Here is a 14,027-nt window from a genome sequence, read left to right on the forward strand (position 1 = left end):
AAACGATTCAACCCTTCAGGAATCGGGGTGCGTGCCGATAAACGGTCAGCCAAGGAGAATGCTCATGACCAGTATCAGCGCAACCACCGTCAATCCTTATCCATTGTCAGCCCCTAAAGTCTCCATCCGCGGGGCTGAAGAAGAAAAAGCGGTCAGTCCCGTGGCATCGACTGATAGCAGCGAAGACAAAGACAAGAAACTGGAAGTCGACACCAGCGGCGCGAATATCGCAGGTGCGGGTGGCAGCAGCGGCAGCAGCGATGTCATCGAACAACTGAAGAAGCAGATCGAACAGACCGAGAAGTTGCTGGCCGAACAGCAAGCCCAGCTGGCACGGGTGCAAAAAAGCCGCGCCGATGAGGAGCAGAAAGCTCAGGAAACCATGGCGATCCAGACTCAGATCATGGCGACCCAAGCGACTTTGCAGACCTTGCAGGCCGCGTTGTTGCAGGCGATGACTGTTTCGATCGATACCCATGCCTGACATTTTGGCTGCCTGATAGGCCGCCATCGCGAGCAAGCTTGCTCCCACAGGGTTTTGCATCATGCCGACCAGTGTGGGAGCGAGCTTGCTCGCGATGAGGCCCTGACAGGCGAGACAAAATCATCAGCCAAACAAAAAGGCCCCAGGGTTCACACCCCGGGGCCTTTTTGCATTTCAGCCTTGGATCAGGCCGCTTTGGCTTCCGGCTGGCTCAGGGAACGGTTCAGTGCACTGAACAGCGCCTTGAAGCTGGCGGTGGTGATGTTTTCATCGATACCCACGCCGTGCACCGCACGCTCGCCGTTGACCCGCAGTTCGATGTACGCCGCCGCCTTGGCGTTGGTGCCGGCGCCGATGGCGTGTTCGTTGTAGTCCATGATCTCCACCGGAATTGGCAGGCCGGCCACCAGCGCTTCTAGCGCGCCGTTGCCCTTGCCGCGCCAGTGCAGGTTGGTCTCGCCCTGGCCCTTGCTCGCCACTTCCACTTCTACGGCGCTGTTGCCGTTTTCTTCCTGCAGGCGATGGCTGACCAGCGCGTACGGAGTGTTGGCTTGCAGGTATTCACGCTGCAGCAAGGCGTGGATCTGCTGAGCCGTCATTTCCAGGCCCAGGCGATCGGTTTCGCGCTGTACCACCTGGCTGAATTCGATCTGCATGCGACGCGGCAGGCTGATGCCGTATTCCTGTTCCAGCAGGTAGGCGATACCGCCCTTGCCCGACTGGCTGTTGACGCGAATCACCGCCTCGTAGCTGCGGCCGATGTCGGCCGGGTCGATTGGCAGGTATGGCACTTCCCACAGACCGTCCGATTTCTGCTGGGCGAAGCCCTTGCGAATGGCGTCCTGGTGCGAGCCGGAGAATGCGGTGTGGACCAGGTCGCCAACATACGGGTGACGCGGGTGCACCGGGATCTGGTTGCACTCCTCGACCACTTTGCGCACGCCGTCGATGTCGGAGAAGTCCAGCCCGGGGTTGATGCCTTGGGTGTAGAGGTTCAGCGCCACGGTCACCAGGTCGACGTTGCCGGTGCGTTCGCCGTTGCCGAACAGGCAGCCTTCGACACGGTCGGCCCCCGCCATCAGGCCCAGCTCGGTAGCGGCCACGCCGGTGCCACGGTCGTTGTGGGTGTGCAGGCTGATGAGCACGCTGTCACGACGGGTGATGTTGCGGTGGAACCACTCGATCTGGTCGGCGTAGATGTTCGGCGTGGCGACTTCCACGGTAGCGGGCAGGTTGAGGATCACCTTGCGCTCGGGTGTCGGGTTCCAGACTTCGATCACCGCGTCGCAGACTTCCTTGGCGAACTCCAGCTCAGTGGCGCTGAAAGTCTCTGGCGAATATTCGAACTGCCACTGGGTTTCCGGCTGCTGCGCGGCGTATTTGACGAACAGCTTGGCCGCGTTCACCGCGATTTCCTTCACGCCTTCCTTGTCCTGGTTGAACACGATACGACGGAACGACGGGCTGGTGGCGTTGTACAGGTGGACGATGGCTTTTTTCGCGCCGCGCAGGGATTCGAACGTACGGGCGATCAGGTCTTCACGGGCCTGGGTCAGCACCTGGATGGTGGTGTCGTCCGGGATGTGGCCTTCTTCGATGAGGGTACGCACGAAGTCGAAGTCTGTTTGCGAAGCGGCTGGGAACGATGCTTCGATTTCCTTCACGCCCACTGCGACGAGGGTTTTCCAGAAGCGCAGCTTCTTGACCGCGTCCATCGGCTCGATCAGCGACTGGTTGCCGTCGCGCAGGTCGGAGCTGCACCAGATCGGCGCGGCGGTGATGGTCTTCGACGGCCAAGTGCGATCCGGCAGGTTGATGGTCGGGAAGGCGCGGTATTTGGAAGACGGGTCTTTGAGCATGCTCATGGGGAAATCCTTATTGTCGTGGCCGGAAAAAGGCGGCCTGCCGGTGGTTCGATGGGGGTGGCTTCACAGCCGGGACGAGGTGCCGCGATTCAGCCCGGCAGTCGTGCGCTGACGAGGCACAGGCTGCGGTGCTGGCGAAGCTGAATGAGGGTGTGAGAGGTTTTCATGCCTTCAACCCTAACCGCGTGAGGGGCGGATCGCAAGCAGTCGGAAAAAATTGAGATAAGTTCTGCTTTTAGGCGGGTTTGCGAGATTTAATCGCGCATGTTTCAGGTATGAATGTCAGAAATTGCGTCGATGTTTTGAGCTTGGCAATTCAAAGGAGGGGGTGATGCGGCTGCCGTCATCGCGAGCAAGCTCGCTCCCACAGGAGATCTATGTCGCACTGAAGATCAAATGTGGGAGCGAGCTTGCTCGCGATGAGGCCAGTAGCCCCACCATCCCATTCAGGGTTGGAAAGCCCCGATAAAAATCGCCGGATCCACCCGCGCATCGTTCAGGCTGATGTTCCAGTGCATGTGCGGCCCCGTCGCGCGGCCGGTGGCGCCGACCTTGCCCACCACGGTGCCCCGGGCCAGTTGCTGGCCGACCTTCACGTCGATCTTCGACATGTGGCAGAACATGCTGATGAAGCCCTGGCCATGGTCGACGAACACGGTGTTGCCATTGAAGAAGTAATTACCGGTGAGGATCACCTTGCCGGCGGCCGGGGTCTTGATCGGCGTGCCGGCGGGCACGGCGAAGTCCAGGCCGGCGTGGGGGTTGCGCTCTTCGCCGTTGAAGAAGCGGCGCACGCCGAACTTGCTCGACAACGGGCCGTTGACCGGTTTGTCCAGCAACAGGTTGCTGGGGATGTTCGGGCTGAAGCTGCGGTAGGCCTTCAGTTGCACCGCCAGTTCGGCCTCGATGCGTTTGAGGTCCGCCGGGTTCGGGTTGACCTGGCGCTTATTCTTCAGGGTGATGTGTTGCTCGGGATACTTCTTGTAGCCGACCACGAACGGCTGGGTGCCGCCGCCACTGCTGATCTGCTGTGTGCCGGGCTGGACCGTCAGCGGGATGCCGACAATCGCCAGCCAGTTGTCCTGTTCCTTGACCACCAGCACCGGCTTGCCCTGGTAACTGGCTTTCGGTGCCTTGGCCGCGCTGCCCAGGTCCACCACGGCCACGCCGCCGGGCACTGGTTTGTTCAGCAGGCGGGTGATGTAACTGTCGGCGTGGGCGTTGAAGGTCAGGCACAGCAAGAACAAGGGGGCGAGATATCGCGGCATGAATCAATCCAGTAAAGAAAGGGTGACCGGCGTCAGGTGATTGTCTTCGACCCGCACCAGCAATTCGCCTTCGCCGAGCTTGGCGGTCAGGCGCTGGCCGGTCTGGGTTTGCCCGGCGCTGCGGATCGCCTGGCCGCGTTCGTCGAGCAAAATGCTGTAGCCGCGGCCGAGGGTCGCCAGGGGGCTGACAATGTGCAGCGTCTGCATCTGGTTGTGCAATTGCACGCGGCGCGTCTTGAGGCCTTCGCGCATGGCCCGGGGCAGGCGTTCGGCCAGGCTGTCCAGGCGCTGGCGCAGCAATGCCAGTTGCCGGCCCGGATGTTGCCCGGCCAGGCGGGTTTCCAGGCGGATCAAACGTTCACGACGGGTATTGAGGCTGCGTTCGAACGCCCGGCGCATGCGCATGTCCAGGTCGTCGAGGCGCTGGGCTTGCTGGCGCAGGCGTTCGCCGGGGTGGCGCAGGCGTCGGGTGAGGCCTTCGAGGCGCAATTGATCGCGCATCAGTCGGTCGCGCATGCGCATCACCAGTCGGCGATGCAGGCTTTCGACCCGACGCACCAGGTCACCGGCATCGGGAGCGAGCAGTTCGGCGGCGGCGGACGGGGTCGGGGCGCGCACGTCGGCGACGAAATCGCTGATGGACACGTCGGTTTCATGGCCCACGGCGCTGACGATCGGCGTGACGCAGGCATCCACCGCCCGGGCCACGGCTTCTTCGTTGAAGCACCACAAGTCTTCCAGCGAACCGCCGCCCCGGGCCAGGATCAGCGCATCGAAACCCCGGGCGTCGGCCAGCTTCAGGGCGCGGACGATTTGTGCGGTAGCTTCGCGACCTTGCACGGCGGTGGGGATCAGCGTCAGGGCGATCTGCGGCGCGCGGCGGCGGAAAACACTGATGATGTCGCGGATCACCGCGCCGGTGGGCGAACTGATGATGCCAATGCGTTGCGGATGGGCCGGCAGCGGCACCTTGCGCTCGGCACTGAACAGGCCTTCGGCGCTGAGTTTCTCCTTCAGGGCATCGAAGGCCAGGCGCAGGGCGCCATCGCCGGCCGGCTCTACGGTGTCGAGGATCAATTGATAGTCGCCACGGCCTTCGAACAGCGAGACCTTGCCGCGCACTTTCACCGCCAGCCCGTCCTTCAAGGCCTGGCGCACCCGCGCGGCATTCTGCCGGAACAGCGCGCAACGCACCTGGGCGCCACTGTCCTTGAGGGTGAAGTACACATGGCCGGAGGCCGGGCGGGCGAGGTTGGAGATTTCGCCCTCGACCCAGATGTTGCTGAACACGTCTTCAAGCAACACCCGCGCACGGCCGTTGAGCTGGCTGACAGTCAGGACCTCGCGGTCCAGGCCCAGTCGGGCAAAGGGATCTTTAATCATGGGCGGCATGATAAGGGGATTCGCCGATGGTGTGCAGACAATTAGAACGGGTTGCCTGCATCGCGAGCAAGCTCGCTCCCACAGGAGATCTATGCCGCACTGAAGATCAAATGTGGGAGCGAGCTTGCTCGCGATAGCGGTAGGCCAATCACCACAAATGCTGGAAGTAGTCCCCCGGATCTGGCTAAAGTCGCCGCTCTCCTCATCAAGGAAGTGCCGGATGAATCTTCTCCCATGGTTGGGCCAGTGGGCCTTCGCCCCCACGCAATGGCTGGTGATCGGCTCGGCCATTGCCCTGGCCTACATCGTGTTCGGCATTGCCGGGTTCGGCACGGCGCTGGTGGCCGCGCCCATCCTGCTGCTGTTCATGCCGCTGTCGAAAATCGTCCCGCTGCTGGTCTTGCTCGATTTCGTCGCGGCCTTCGGCAACTTGCTGCCGTCGCGCCGAGATGTGTCCCGGCCGGAGCTGCTGCGGTTGCTGCCGTGCATGGCGCTAGGCTGCACCCTCGGGGTGATTTTCCTGCTCAACCTCAAGTCCGACCTGTTGTTGCTGTTGATGGGGGTGTTCATCAGTTGCTATGCGATCTACAGCCTGTTGATAAAAACTCGGCCGACGCAGTTGTCAGCGCGGTGGGCGTTCCCGATGGGCACGGTGGGTGGGATGTTCGGCGCGTTGTTTGGCAGTGGCGGCTTTTTATATGCCATCTACCTGAACAGTCGCTTGCCCAAGGACGCGGCCCGAGCCACGCAAAGTGCCCTGATCAGTTGCAGCACCGTGGTGCGCCTGAGCCTGTTTATCGTGGCCGGGGTGTATGCCGAGCTACCCTTGTTGGTACTGGCGCTGTGTTTGTTGCCGGCCATGGCGCTGGGGTTGTGGGTAGGGCGTCGCTTGACCCTGAAGATGTCGCGTGAGGCATTCGTGCGGCTGGTCACCTGGCTGGTGCTTGCCAGCGGCCTCGCGTTGATCGGGCGCTACCTGAGTGCTTGACCTGGCCCGGCCAGGGATTAAGCTGCCGGCCTTTGATCAGACCCTGCCAGGGAAACAGCCAGGCCTCGCCATGAACTCGCAAAGCATCATCGTTCCGAAAATTTCCACCCTGCCGGTCCACGAGCCTCGGGCCCGGGCGATCGTGCGCTGGCTGGTGCGCAAGAATATCGTCGAAGAACAACTGACCACCTGCGGGCGCACCGGCAATCGCATGGCCCACGCCATAGCCCCCGGTGCCCGCGAGGTGGTCATGCACCCCGAAGCCTTGCCATTCGGCGAGTCGATCAATGGCTTGGAGATCATCACCAAGCGCTGCATCTATACACCGGCCAAGGGCTTTCTCGAAGAAGCCGGTTGCGCCGAGTGCCGCAAGGAAGTCGGCGAAGCGCTGTTCGAAAGCCTGGAAGACTGGATGCCGGCGCGCATCGACAACTTCACCTGCCCCGAATGCGGCCATGAGGATGACATCAACGGCTTCCTGTTCCTGCAGCCCTGCGGCTTTTCGAACCTGGGGTTCATCTTCAACAATTGGCTGGAGGCGGGGTTCAAGCAGGACTTCCTCGATGAATTCGCCGATTGGCTCGATCAGCCGGTGAGTTGGGTGAAGGTGGAGTTGTAGGAGCGGCGCAGTACCCCCTGTGGGAGCGAGCTTGCTCGCGATGACGGTGTGTCAGTCGATGCTAATGTTGGATGACACACCGCATTCGCGAGCAAGCTCGCTCCCACAGGGGGATGTGTTGGCATTTGGGCAGTGATTTAGCCCGTCAATCAGCCCGGCAATAATAGACAGAGTTTTACATTGAGCCAGACGGGGTCCATGAGTATAATGGCGCGCTTCCATTTTCCCGCTCGGGAGCCCCCGCGATGCTGCGTATCAGCCAAGAAGCTCTGACCTTCGACGACATTCTCCTAGTGCCCGGTTATTCCGAAGTACTGCCTAACGAAGTCAGTCTCAAAACCCGTCTCACCCGTGGCATCGAACTGAATATCCCCCTGGTTTCCGCCGCTATGGACACCGTGACCGAAGCCCGTCTGGCCATTGCCATGGCCCAGGAAGGCGGTATCGGTATCATCCACAAGAACATGACCATCGAACAGCAGGCCGCCGAAGTGCGCAAGGTCAAGCGGTTCGAGGCTGGCGTGGTCAAGGATCCGATCACCATCGAGGCTGACGCCACGGTCCGGGATCTGTTCGAACTGACCCGCATGCACAACATCTCCGGCGTTCCGGTGCTGCACGATGGCGACCTGGTCGGCATCGTCACCTCCCGCGACGTGCGTTTCGAGAACCGCCTGGATGCCACCGTCCGCCAAGTGATGACGCCTAAAGAGCGCCTGGTCACGGTCAAGGAAGGCACCAACAAGGACGAAGTCCGCGAGTTGCTGCACAAGCACCGCATCGAGCGCGTGCTGATCGTCGACGACAAATTCGCCCTCAAGGGCATGATGACCGTCAACGACATCGAAAAAGCCAAGGCTTACCCGCTGGCCAGCAAGGACGACCAAGGTCGTCTGCGCGTCGGCGCAGCGGTCGGCACCGGCAAGGACACCGGTGACCGTGTCGCCGCCCTGGTCAGTGCCGGTGTTGACGTGGTGGTGGTCGACACCGCCCACGGCCACTCCAAAGGCGTGATCGACCGCGTTCGCTGGGTCAAGCAGAACTTCCCTGAAGTGCAGGTGATCGGCGGCAACATCGCCACCGGCGCTGCGGCCAAGGCCCTGGCCGAAGCCGGCGCCGACGCGGTCAAGGTCGGTATCGGCCCTGGCTCGATCTGCACCACCCGTATCGTTGCCGGTGTCGGCGTGCCGCAGATCAGCGCCATCGCCAACGTCGCCGCCGCCCTTGAAGGCACCGGCGTGCCGTTGATCGCCGACGGCGGTATCCGCTTCTCCGGTGACCTGTCCAAGGCCATCGTAGCCGGTGCCTCCTGCGTGATGATGGGTTCGATGTTTGCCGGTACCGAAGAAGCACCGGGCGAGATCGAGCTGTTCCAGGGCCGTAGCTACAAGGCTTATCGCGGCATGGGTTCGCTGGGCGCCATGTCCCAGGCCCAGGGCTCTTCCGACCGTTACTTCCAGGACTCCTCCGCGGGTGCCGAGAAGCTGGTGCCGGAAGGCATCGAAGGTCGCGTGCCGTACAAAGGCACCCTAAGCGCCATCATCCATCAACTGATGGGCGGCCTGCGTTCTTCCATGGGCTACACCGGCAGCGCCAACATCGAAGAGATGCGCACCAAGCCTGAATTCGTGCGTATCACCGGCGCTGGCATGGCCGAGTCCCATGTCCACGACGTGCAGATCACCAAGGAAGCGCCGAACTACCGCGTAGGTTAAGGCCTTCAGCAAAACGTTAATCACCGGGGCTGTTCATTCAGCCCCGAGTTGTTTCTGATTCACTACATGAGAATGAGTCATGGCCCTCGACATTCACGCTCACCGCATCCTGATCCTCGACTTCGGTTCCCAGTACACCCAACTGATCGCCCGCCGCGTGCGTGAAATCGGCGTGTACTGCGAATTGCATCCGTTCGACATGGATGACGAAGCGATTCGCGAATTCGCGCCTAAAGGCGTCATCCTCGCCGGCGGCCCCGAGTCCGTGCACGAAGCCGACAGCCCGCGCTGCCCGCAAGCCGTGTTCGACCTGGGCGTGCCCGTCTTCGGTATCTGCTACGGCATGCAGACCATGGCTGAGCAACTGGGCGGCAAGGTCGAAGGTTCGGACCTGCGCGAGTTCGGTTATGCCCGCGTTGACGTAGTCGGCAAGAGCCGCCTGTTGGACGGCATCGAGGACCACGTCGACGCCGACGGCCTGTTCGGCCTGGACGTGTGGATGAGCCACGGTGACAAGGTCACCAGGATGCCGGAAGACTTCCACATCCTGGCCAGCACCCCGAGCTGCCCGATTGCCGGCATGTTCAACGATGATCGCCGTTACTACGGCGTGCAGTTCCACCCTGAAGTGACCCACACCAAGCAGGGCGGCCGCATCCTGTCGCGCTTCATCCTCGACATCTGCGAGTGCGAAGCCCTGTGGACCCCGTCGAAAATCGCTGAAGACGCCATCGCCCAGGTCCGTGCTCAAGTCGGTACTGACAACGTGCTGCTGGGCCTGTCTGGCGGCGTTGACTCCTCGGTGGTTGCCGCATTGCTGCACAAGGCTATCGGCGACCAACTGACCTGCGTCTTCGTCGACAACGGCCTGCTGCGCCTGCACGAAGGCGAGCAAGTGATGGCCATGTTCGCCGAGAACATGGGCGTCAAGGTGATCCGCGCCAACGCCGAAGAGCAGTTCCTGAACAACCTGGCCGGCGAGTCCGACCCGGAGAAAAAGCGCAAGATCATCGGCCGCACTTTCATCGACGTGTTCGATGCCCAGTCCAACAAACTGGACAACATCAAGTACCTGGCCCAGGGCACCATCTACCCCGACGTGATCGAGTCGGCCGGCGCCAAGAGCGGCAAGGCCCACGTGATCAAGTCCCACCACAACGTCGGTGGCCTGCCGGAAGAGATGAACCTCAAGCTGGTCGAGCCGCTGCGCGAACTGTTCAAGGACGAAGTGCGTCGCCTGGGTCTTGAGCTGGGCCTGCCGTACGACATGGTCTACCGCCACCCATTCCCGGGCCCTGGCCTGGGCGTGCGGATCCTCGGTGAAGTGAAGAAGGAATACGCCGACCTGCTGCGTCGCGCCGACCACATCTTCATCGAAGAACTGCGCAAGGCCGACTGGTACCACAAGGTCAGCCAGGCGTTCGTGGTGTTCCAACCGGTGAAATCGGTGGGCGTGGTCGGCGACGGCCGTCGTTACGCCTGGGTCGTGGCCCTGCGTGCCGTGGAAACCATCGACTTCATGACCGCGCGCTGGGCACACCTGCCGTACGAGCTGCTGGAAACCGTTTCCGGGCGCATCATCAATGAAATCGAAGGTATTTCTCGCGTGACGTACGACGTGTCGAGCAAGCCGCCGGCGACGATTGAGTGGGAATGAGCCTACGCCCCCTAAGGGACCTGTGTTGACTAACAAAAATGCCCGCTGAGTTGCGGGCTTTTTGCATTTGTCACCCTCCGAAACTGGCGCACCTGTTTAAAGGCAGCTCAACACGATCACAATCTCAAGGCCGGGATGCGAGACATTTTGGATGCCTACGGTGAGGCCGCCAGGCTGGGTCAAGCTGGGCTCGCTGCTGCCGAGATGAGCCGCAAGGCCAGCCTGACGGATTACGAGTTCGCGGCCCTTGAGAGTGCGCACGACAAGACGCCCGCCCGGACAGTGACCTTTGAATGATCGTTCTTGATACGAATGTGATTCGGAGCCGTTACGACATTTGCCTGAGGCCAACGTGATTGAACGTATTGACGCACTACCGCTGCAGATGCTTTTCTGTCAGTAATGACTGATGCTGAGTCATGCGCTGGCGTGGCACTGATGCCAACCAGCAAGCGGCGTACGACGCAGTCGACGGCTCGGTGTATCTTGCCTCTCAGTGTGCTACCGTGTGAGCAGAAATTGATCAAACCGTTTGGGGTATTCATGTCATGAACCACAAGCTGAACACCTATGGCGTATTCATAGTAGAGCGGCCTAAAGTTAAAGCCATCAAGAAGCTGGATTTGGGTGGCGACTTGGGTAAGCAGATCGTCTATTCAGAAACCAAGCTCGTTCTCAGGACTCACAAGAAGACCTTTCAGAAGTTGGCTGACATGTAATGGAATTGATCTTCTTTCCATTTGAACGTGTTATTGAAATAAACACTCAGATCTTGACTACCGAGCCCGGCATGAAGGGGCCGGTAAATATTCCGCTTTTACAAGGCGCGCTGGCTCGAATCGACAACGCGATTGCCTATAATGGCCTTGACGATGTATTTGAAATTGCCGCCAAGTACACTGCCAGTATCGCGCAAGGCCACGCACTGCCTGATGCTAACAAGCGCACCGGGCTTGCAGTCGGCTTGGAGTACCTTTCGCTCAATGATTATGAAGTCACTCTAGATAATGATTTGATAGCGGATGCCGTTAGGGATTTGGTTATCGGCGACATCAACGAGCATGATTTCGCTGATATTCTTTACTCCTGCTTCATTGCTTCTCAAAATCAGATTTAACACTGGGTAGACCGGTCAAATTCACTGGCTCGATTAGCCTTAGCCATAATTGGGCAATAGCAGACTTTTCCCGGCTGATACGTCATATGCAGTTGAGCTGCTGGCTGAAGTTGTACGTGATGGCGGTGCAGATTATTGTCCGCGCGTGCTAGTCAGTTATTACTGACTGGCACTTTTGTTTTCTGATAGAAAACTCCGAAACAAGAGTTGTCGTTTCAATAAACGGCAAGGCTGTCGTAGGCGTCAAAGAAACTGCGATCGAATCAAATCCGTATCGAACGGTGTCACCCCTTGATCAGGCGCAAACACCGCCTGTGCCTGCTGAGGTTTAGCCACTCGTTCTGCCATCTTTGCGCAGTACGGACCATGATATGCAGATTTAGTTTTTGACTTGTGCTCCTACTTTATATCTCAAAAAAGCAGTAGATTGGCCTTCGAGGAAAAGCTTCAAGCTTAGAATTCTAGTTGTAGGATCTTTTTCTTCTATCCAGTCAAGGCATGATTTTAGTAAATGCCAGGCAGCAAGAATGTCAATTTTTTTATTGTTTAGCGGCATTGAGAAATCGTGTTTGACACATGTTTTCGATTGTAAGTGTTCAAATTGACAGCGAATTAATGTGTTTTCCGCGAAGTGCTCTATAGCTCTTGATTTGGTATGTGCCCAGACTCCGAGTTCAAGCGTGAAAAGTTCAAGGCCCGTTTTTATGTCTTCTGCCTCAAGCCTTACAGTGTCTGCTAGCTGACCTTCGCTTTCGCAGGCACTTAAGGCGTTTACGACGGTAGCTTTACAGAGGTTGCTTGAAATCACTGTAACAGGGTAACTCATCTCAAGAGACAACGCCGGTGCCCTTTCTAGACGATTTGTCACCACTTTAATATTCGATTCATAGCCAGTATCAGTCGATATCTTTCGAAATTTCTCCAGGGTTTCAGGTGCATAGATATCATTTAATGACTCTGTTAGTACGATGCCGCCTACAACCGCGCTTAGGAATCTAGCGGGTGCTTCGTACTCGTCTTGCTGATTTGGGTTCCAGCGCTGTGAGCTTTTTAGAGAATGGTGTCTAAGCTTGCCCCGTAAGAGGATAATAAGAGTTATTTTTTCTCTGAGTGTTGTATTTTTGTTGAATAAATTTCTTAGGTGTTTCGATTCGGTGATCTGTTTGTCTTTTATTTCTAGGATTGATTGTTCTAAGTTGCTGCAAAAGATCATATTTTTTGATAGTAAGTCCACTTGTTGGGTGGTTTTGGTTTTGCCGTCACAATAGCGAGTTTCTAAAAAAAGAAACATTTGATTGTATGAGTCGATGTATCGACCTGCCTCATAGGCGATACGTCCCTCGCGAAAGTGAGAAGTCGATTCGATGCGAAACTCATCAATGTCTCCAACGCAGAATGATCTTCCTATCTGTTCGAAATCACAACATCTATTCATTGCGTCGTTTTCAATACTACGAAATGATTTGATGTGAATTTGGCTTTGCTCTAACGGGGTTTCCGCAATGAATCGTATCTCGTAGCTGTCGAAGTCTAAATCAAATAGCTGTTGGCTGATGACGACGGCTTGCCAGTTTAATACCTTCTTCAAAGCGATTTTTACGAATTCATTGCCTCTCATATTTATTTGAGGTATACCCGATTTTTTTGTAGGTCGTACAATTTTGGGTGCGTTCTCGATGTCTACGTTGGGGAAAGAAATACATACTTTTTGAACGATATTGTCTTTTCGCTCTAGAGTAAATATGACGTCATCAATCTTTATTGGCCAACTTTCCATAACCTCAACATAATTTTTTACGCTGAAAGCAATCGTGATGATCATGGTGTTCATCCTTGATAGTTGAATGCGTGTTTGCAAAGTGGGATGTTACCGTCTTTGCCTGAGTGATCGCACCTTTTCACGAGGACCTGTCACATGCCAACCTATCTCCTCGTTTGAGACGCTGCTGAGTGGCGCCGCTTGAAGGGGATGCTTGGGTTGTCATTTGACAACCTGGCGAGTCATGCGAATACTGGAGATCACGGATGATTCGTCCAACGCACCCGAAGAAATAAATTGAAGAAGCGCTTAGGCATGCCGAAGGGCAGGGGTGGCGCATAGAGGTTGGCGGCAGTCACGCCTGGGGGCGGGTTTATTGCCCGTACAAAGAGGTGGAGTGCCGTTGTGGCGAGTTCTGCATCACCTCGATATGGAGCACGCCGAAGAACCCTGGCAACCATGCGCGAGCCTTGCGACGCGTCGTGGACTGTTGCACTGCGCATCGCAATCGGCGCGAGGCTGATGACGATGCTGAGGAATAGAACAATGGAATATATTTTTACCTTGAAATATCAGCTTGCTGACGATGGCTGTGCCATGGATGAACTGGTCGAACGGCTAGGAGAAGCGGGCTGCGAAGATGCCTTGGTTGGCATCGGGCAGCCAGGGCGTCTGGCGCTTGAGTTCACTCGCGAAGCTCCTGATGCGGTCAAGGCGGTGCTTAGCGCTCTGGCCGACGTCCATCGCGCGGTACCGTCGGCCAAATTGATCGAGGTTGCGCCTGATTTGGTCGGGTTGACCGACGTTGCCGAGATCGTAGGTGTATCTCGGCAGAACATGCGCAAGCTGATGTTGGCCCATCCAGGTAGCTTCCCGACACCGGTGCATGAGGGGAGTGCATCTATCTGGCATCTGGCGGACGTGCTGACCTGGCTGCAGGCCAAGGGCAGCTATTCGCTTACCAAGAATGTGTTGGATGTGGCTCAGGTGGCGCTGCAGGTCAACGTTGCGAAAGAGGGCCTACGGTTGCCTGGTATGGCTTGCGAAGAGTTGGACGCTTTGGTTGGGTGACCGCCTTGGGGAATAACGGAGTAGCCGAAGCGGGCACATGGCGATAACGGTTCCGGGGGCTGCTGCGCAGCCCAACGGGGATAAATCCCCTCGCCACAGGG

At 58.1% G+C, this 14,027-nt stretch carries 13 protein-coding genes; 9 read left to right on the plus strand and 4 right to left on the minus strand.

What is annotated here, in order from left to right; genetic code table 11:
- Nucleotides 1-64: 64 nt before the first annotated feature.
- Nucleotides 65-484 (plus strand): hypothetical protein, encoded by a 420-nt coding sequence (locus tag Q7F16_RS05825; protein ID WP_046063917.1) that lies wholly within the window; start codon nucleotides 65-67, stop codon nucleotides 482-484.
- A 185-nt stretch (nucleotides 485-669) separates the two neighbouring features.
- Here Q7F16_RS05825 and leuA read toward each other — a convergent pair whose 3' ends face one another.
- The 3 genes from leuA to xseA all read right to left on the minus strand — a co-directional run bounded on the left by leuA (nucleotide 670) and on the right by xseA (nucleotide 5,000).
- On the minus strand, nucleotides 670-2,349 hold the full coding sequence (leuA, locus tag Q7F16_RS05830) for a 2-isopropylmalate synthase (protein WP_046063918.1): 1,680 nt from the start codon (nucleotides 2,347-2,349) through the stop codon (nucleotides 670-672).
- A 446-nt stretch (nucleotides 2,350-2,795) separates the two neighbouring features.
- Entirely contained in the window at nucleotides 2,796-3,617 is an 822-nt protein-coding gene (locus Q7F16_RS05835) for a peptidoglycan DD-metalloendopeptidase family protein (protein WP_079302540.1), read from the minus strand.
- A 3-nt stretch (nucleotides 3,618-3,620) separates the two neighbouring features.
- A complete protein-coding gene (gene xseA, locus Q7F16_RS05840; protein WP_024616421.1) occupies nucleotides 3,621-5,000 on the minus strand; it encodes an exodeoxyribonuclease VII large subunit in 1,380 nt (459 codons plus the stop codon).
- A 220-nt stretch (nucleotides 5,001-5,220) separates the two neighbouring features.
- Here xseA and Q7F16_RS05845 point away from each other — a divergent pair, with 220 nt between their 5' ends.
- The 6 genes from Q7F16_RS05845 to Q7F16_RS05870 all read left to right on the plus strand — a co-directional run bounded on the left by Q7F16_RS05845 (nucleotide 5,221) and on the right by Q7F16_RS05870 (nucleotide 11,096).
- The gene (locus Q7F16_RS05845) at nucleotides 5,221-5,988 is read left to right on the plus strand and encodes a sulfite exporter TauE/SafE family protein (protein ID WP_014336707.1); all 768 of its coding nucleotides are present in this window, start codon (nucleotides 5,221-5,223) and stop codon (nucleotides 5,986-5,988) included.
- Between the two features lie 70 nt (nucleotides 5,989-6,058).
- Nucleotides 6,059-6,607: a sugar ABC transporter ATPase gene (locus Q7F16_RS05850; protein WP_409555933.1), complete on the plus strand. Its 549-nt coding sequence runs from the start codon at nucleotides 6,059-6,061 to the stop codon at nucleotides 6,605-6,607.
- A gap of 245 nt (nucleotides 6,608-6,852) precedes the next feature.
- On the plus strand, nucleotides 6,853-8,322 hold the full coding sequence (gene guaB, locus Q7F16_RS05855) for an IMP dehydrogenase (protein ID WP_024616424.1): 1,470 nt from the start codon (nucleotides 6,853-6,855) through the stop codon (nucleotides 8,320-8,322).
- A 79-nt stretch (nucleotides 8,323-8,401) separates the two neighbouring features.
- Entirely contained in the window at nucleotides 8,402-9,979 is a 1,578-nt protein-coding gene (gene guaA / locus Q7F16_RS05860; protein WP_003198041.1) for a glutamine-hydrolyzing GMP synthase, read from the plus strand.
- 548 nt (nucleotides 9,980-10,527) lie between these two features.
- Complete coding sequence (locus tag Q7F16_RS05865; RefSeq protein WP_046063921.1) at nucleotides 10,528-10,698, plus strand: hypothetical protein; 171 nt, start codon at nucleotides 10,528-10,530, stop codon at nucleotides 10,696-10,698.
- A complete protein-coding gene (locus Q7F16_RS05870; RefSeq protein WP_315338566.1) occupies nucleotides 10,698-11,096 on the plus strand; it encodes a type II toxin-antitoxin system death-on-curing family toxin in 399 nt (132 codons plus the stop codon). Before Q7F16_RS05865 ends, Q7F16_RS05870 begins: the two co-directional genes overlap by 1 nt.
- 379 nt (nucleotides 11,097-11,475) lie before the next feature.
- Here Q7F16_RS05870 and Q7F16_RS05875 read toward each other — a convergent pair whose 3' ends face one another.
- Complete coding sequence (locus Q7F16_RS05875; RefSeq protein WP_046063923.1) at nucleotides 11,476-12,918, minus strand: hypothetical protein; 1,443 nt, start codon at nucleotides 12,916-12,918, stop codon at nucleotides 11,476-11,478.
- Between the two features lie 233 nt (nucleotides 12,919-13,151).
- On the opposite strand from Q7F16_RS05875, the gene Q7F16_RS05880 reads away from it, so the two are divergent.
- Both Q7F16_RS05880 and Q7F16_RS05885 read left to right on the plus strand, forming a co-directional pair.
- Complete coding sequence (locus tag Q7F16_RS05880; protein WP_235399635.1) at nucleotides 13,152-13,397, plus strand: hypothetical protein; 246 nt, start codon at nucleotides 13,152-13,154, stop codon at nucleotides 13,395-13,397.
- A gap of 4 nt (nucleotides 13,398-13,401) precedes the next feature.
- Nucleotides 13,402-13,926 (plus strand): helix-turn-helix transcriptional regulator, encoded by a 525-nt coding sequence (locus Q7F16_RS05885; protein ID WP_409555932.1) that lies wholly within the window; start codon nucleotides 13,402-13,404, stop codon nucleotides 13,924-13,926.
- Nucleotides 13,927-14,027 lie beyond the last annotated feature (101 nt).

Source organism: Pseudomonas sp. Lb2C2 (genome assembly GCF_052112205.1).
GTDB lineage: Bacteria > Pseudomonadota > Gammaproteobacteria > Pseudomonadales > Pseudomonadaceae > Aquipseudomonas > Aquipseudomonas kilonensis.

Bases quoted from the DNA above. Each gene is read 5' to 3' on its own strand.
- Q7F16_RS05825 (WP_046063917.1), top strand. From the start codon at position 65: ATGACCAGTATCAGCGCAACCACCGTCAATCCTTATCCATTGTCAGCC.
- leuA (WP_046063918.1), bottom strand. From the start codon at position 2,349: ATGAGCATGCTCAAAGACCCGTCTTCCAAATACCGCGCCTTCCCGACC.
- Q7F16_RS05835 (WP_079302540.1), bottom strand. From the start codon at position 3,617: ATGCCGCGATATCTCGCCCCCTTGTTCTTGCTGTGCCTGACCTTCAAC.
- xseA (WP_024616421.1), bottom strand. From the start codon at position 5,000: ATGATTAAAGATCCCTTTGCCCGACTGGGCCTGGACCGCGAGGTCCTG.
- Q7F16_RS05845 (WP_014336707.1), top strand. From the start codon at position 5,221: ATGAATCTTCTCCCATGGTTGGGCCAGTGGGCCTTCGCCCCCACGCAA.
- Q7F16_RS05850 (WP_409555933.1), top strand. From the start codon at position 6,059: ATGAACTCGCAAAGCATCATCGTTCCGAAAATTTCCACCCTGCCGGTC.
- guaB (WP_024616424.1), top strand. From the start codon at position 6,853: ATGCTGCGTATCAGCCAAGAAGCTCTGACCTTCGACGACATTCTCCTA.
- guaA (WP_003198041.1), top strand. From the start codon at position 8,402: ATGGCCCTCGACATTCACGCTCACCGCATCCTGATCCTCGACTTCGGT.
- Q7F16_RS05865 (WP_046063921.1), top strand. From the start codon at position 10,528: ATGAACCACAAGCTGAACACCTATGGCGTATTCATAGTAGAGCGGCCT.
- Q7F16_RS05870 (WP_315338566.1), top strand. From the start codon at position 10,698: ATGGAATTGATCTTCTTTCCATTTGAACGTGTTATTGAAATAAACACT.
- Q7F16_RS05875 (WP_046063923.1), bottom strand. From the start codon at position 12,918: ATGATCATCACGATTGCTTTCAGCGTAAAAAATTATGTTGAGGTTATG.
- Q7F16_RS05885 (WP_409555932.1), top strand. From the start codon at position 13,402: ATGGAATATATTTTTACCTTGAAATATCAGCTTGCTGACGATGGCTGT.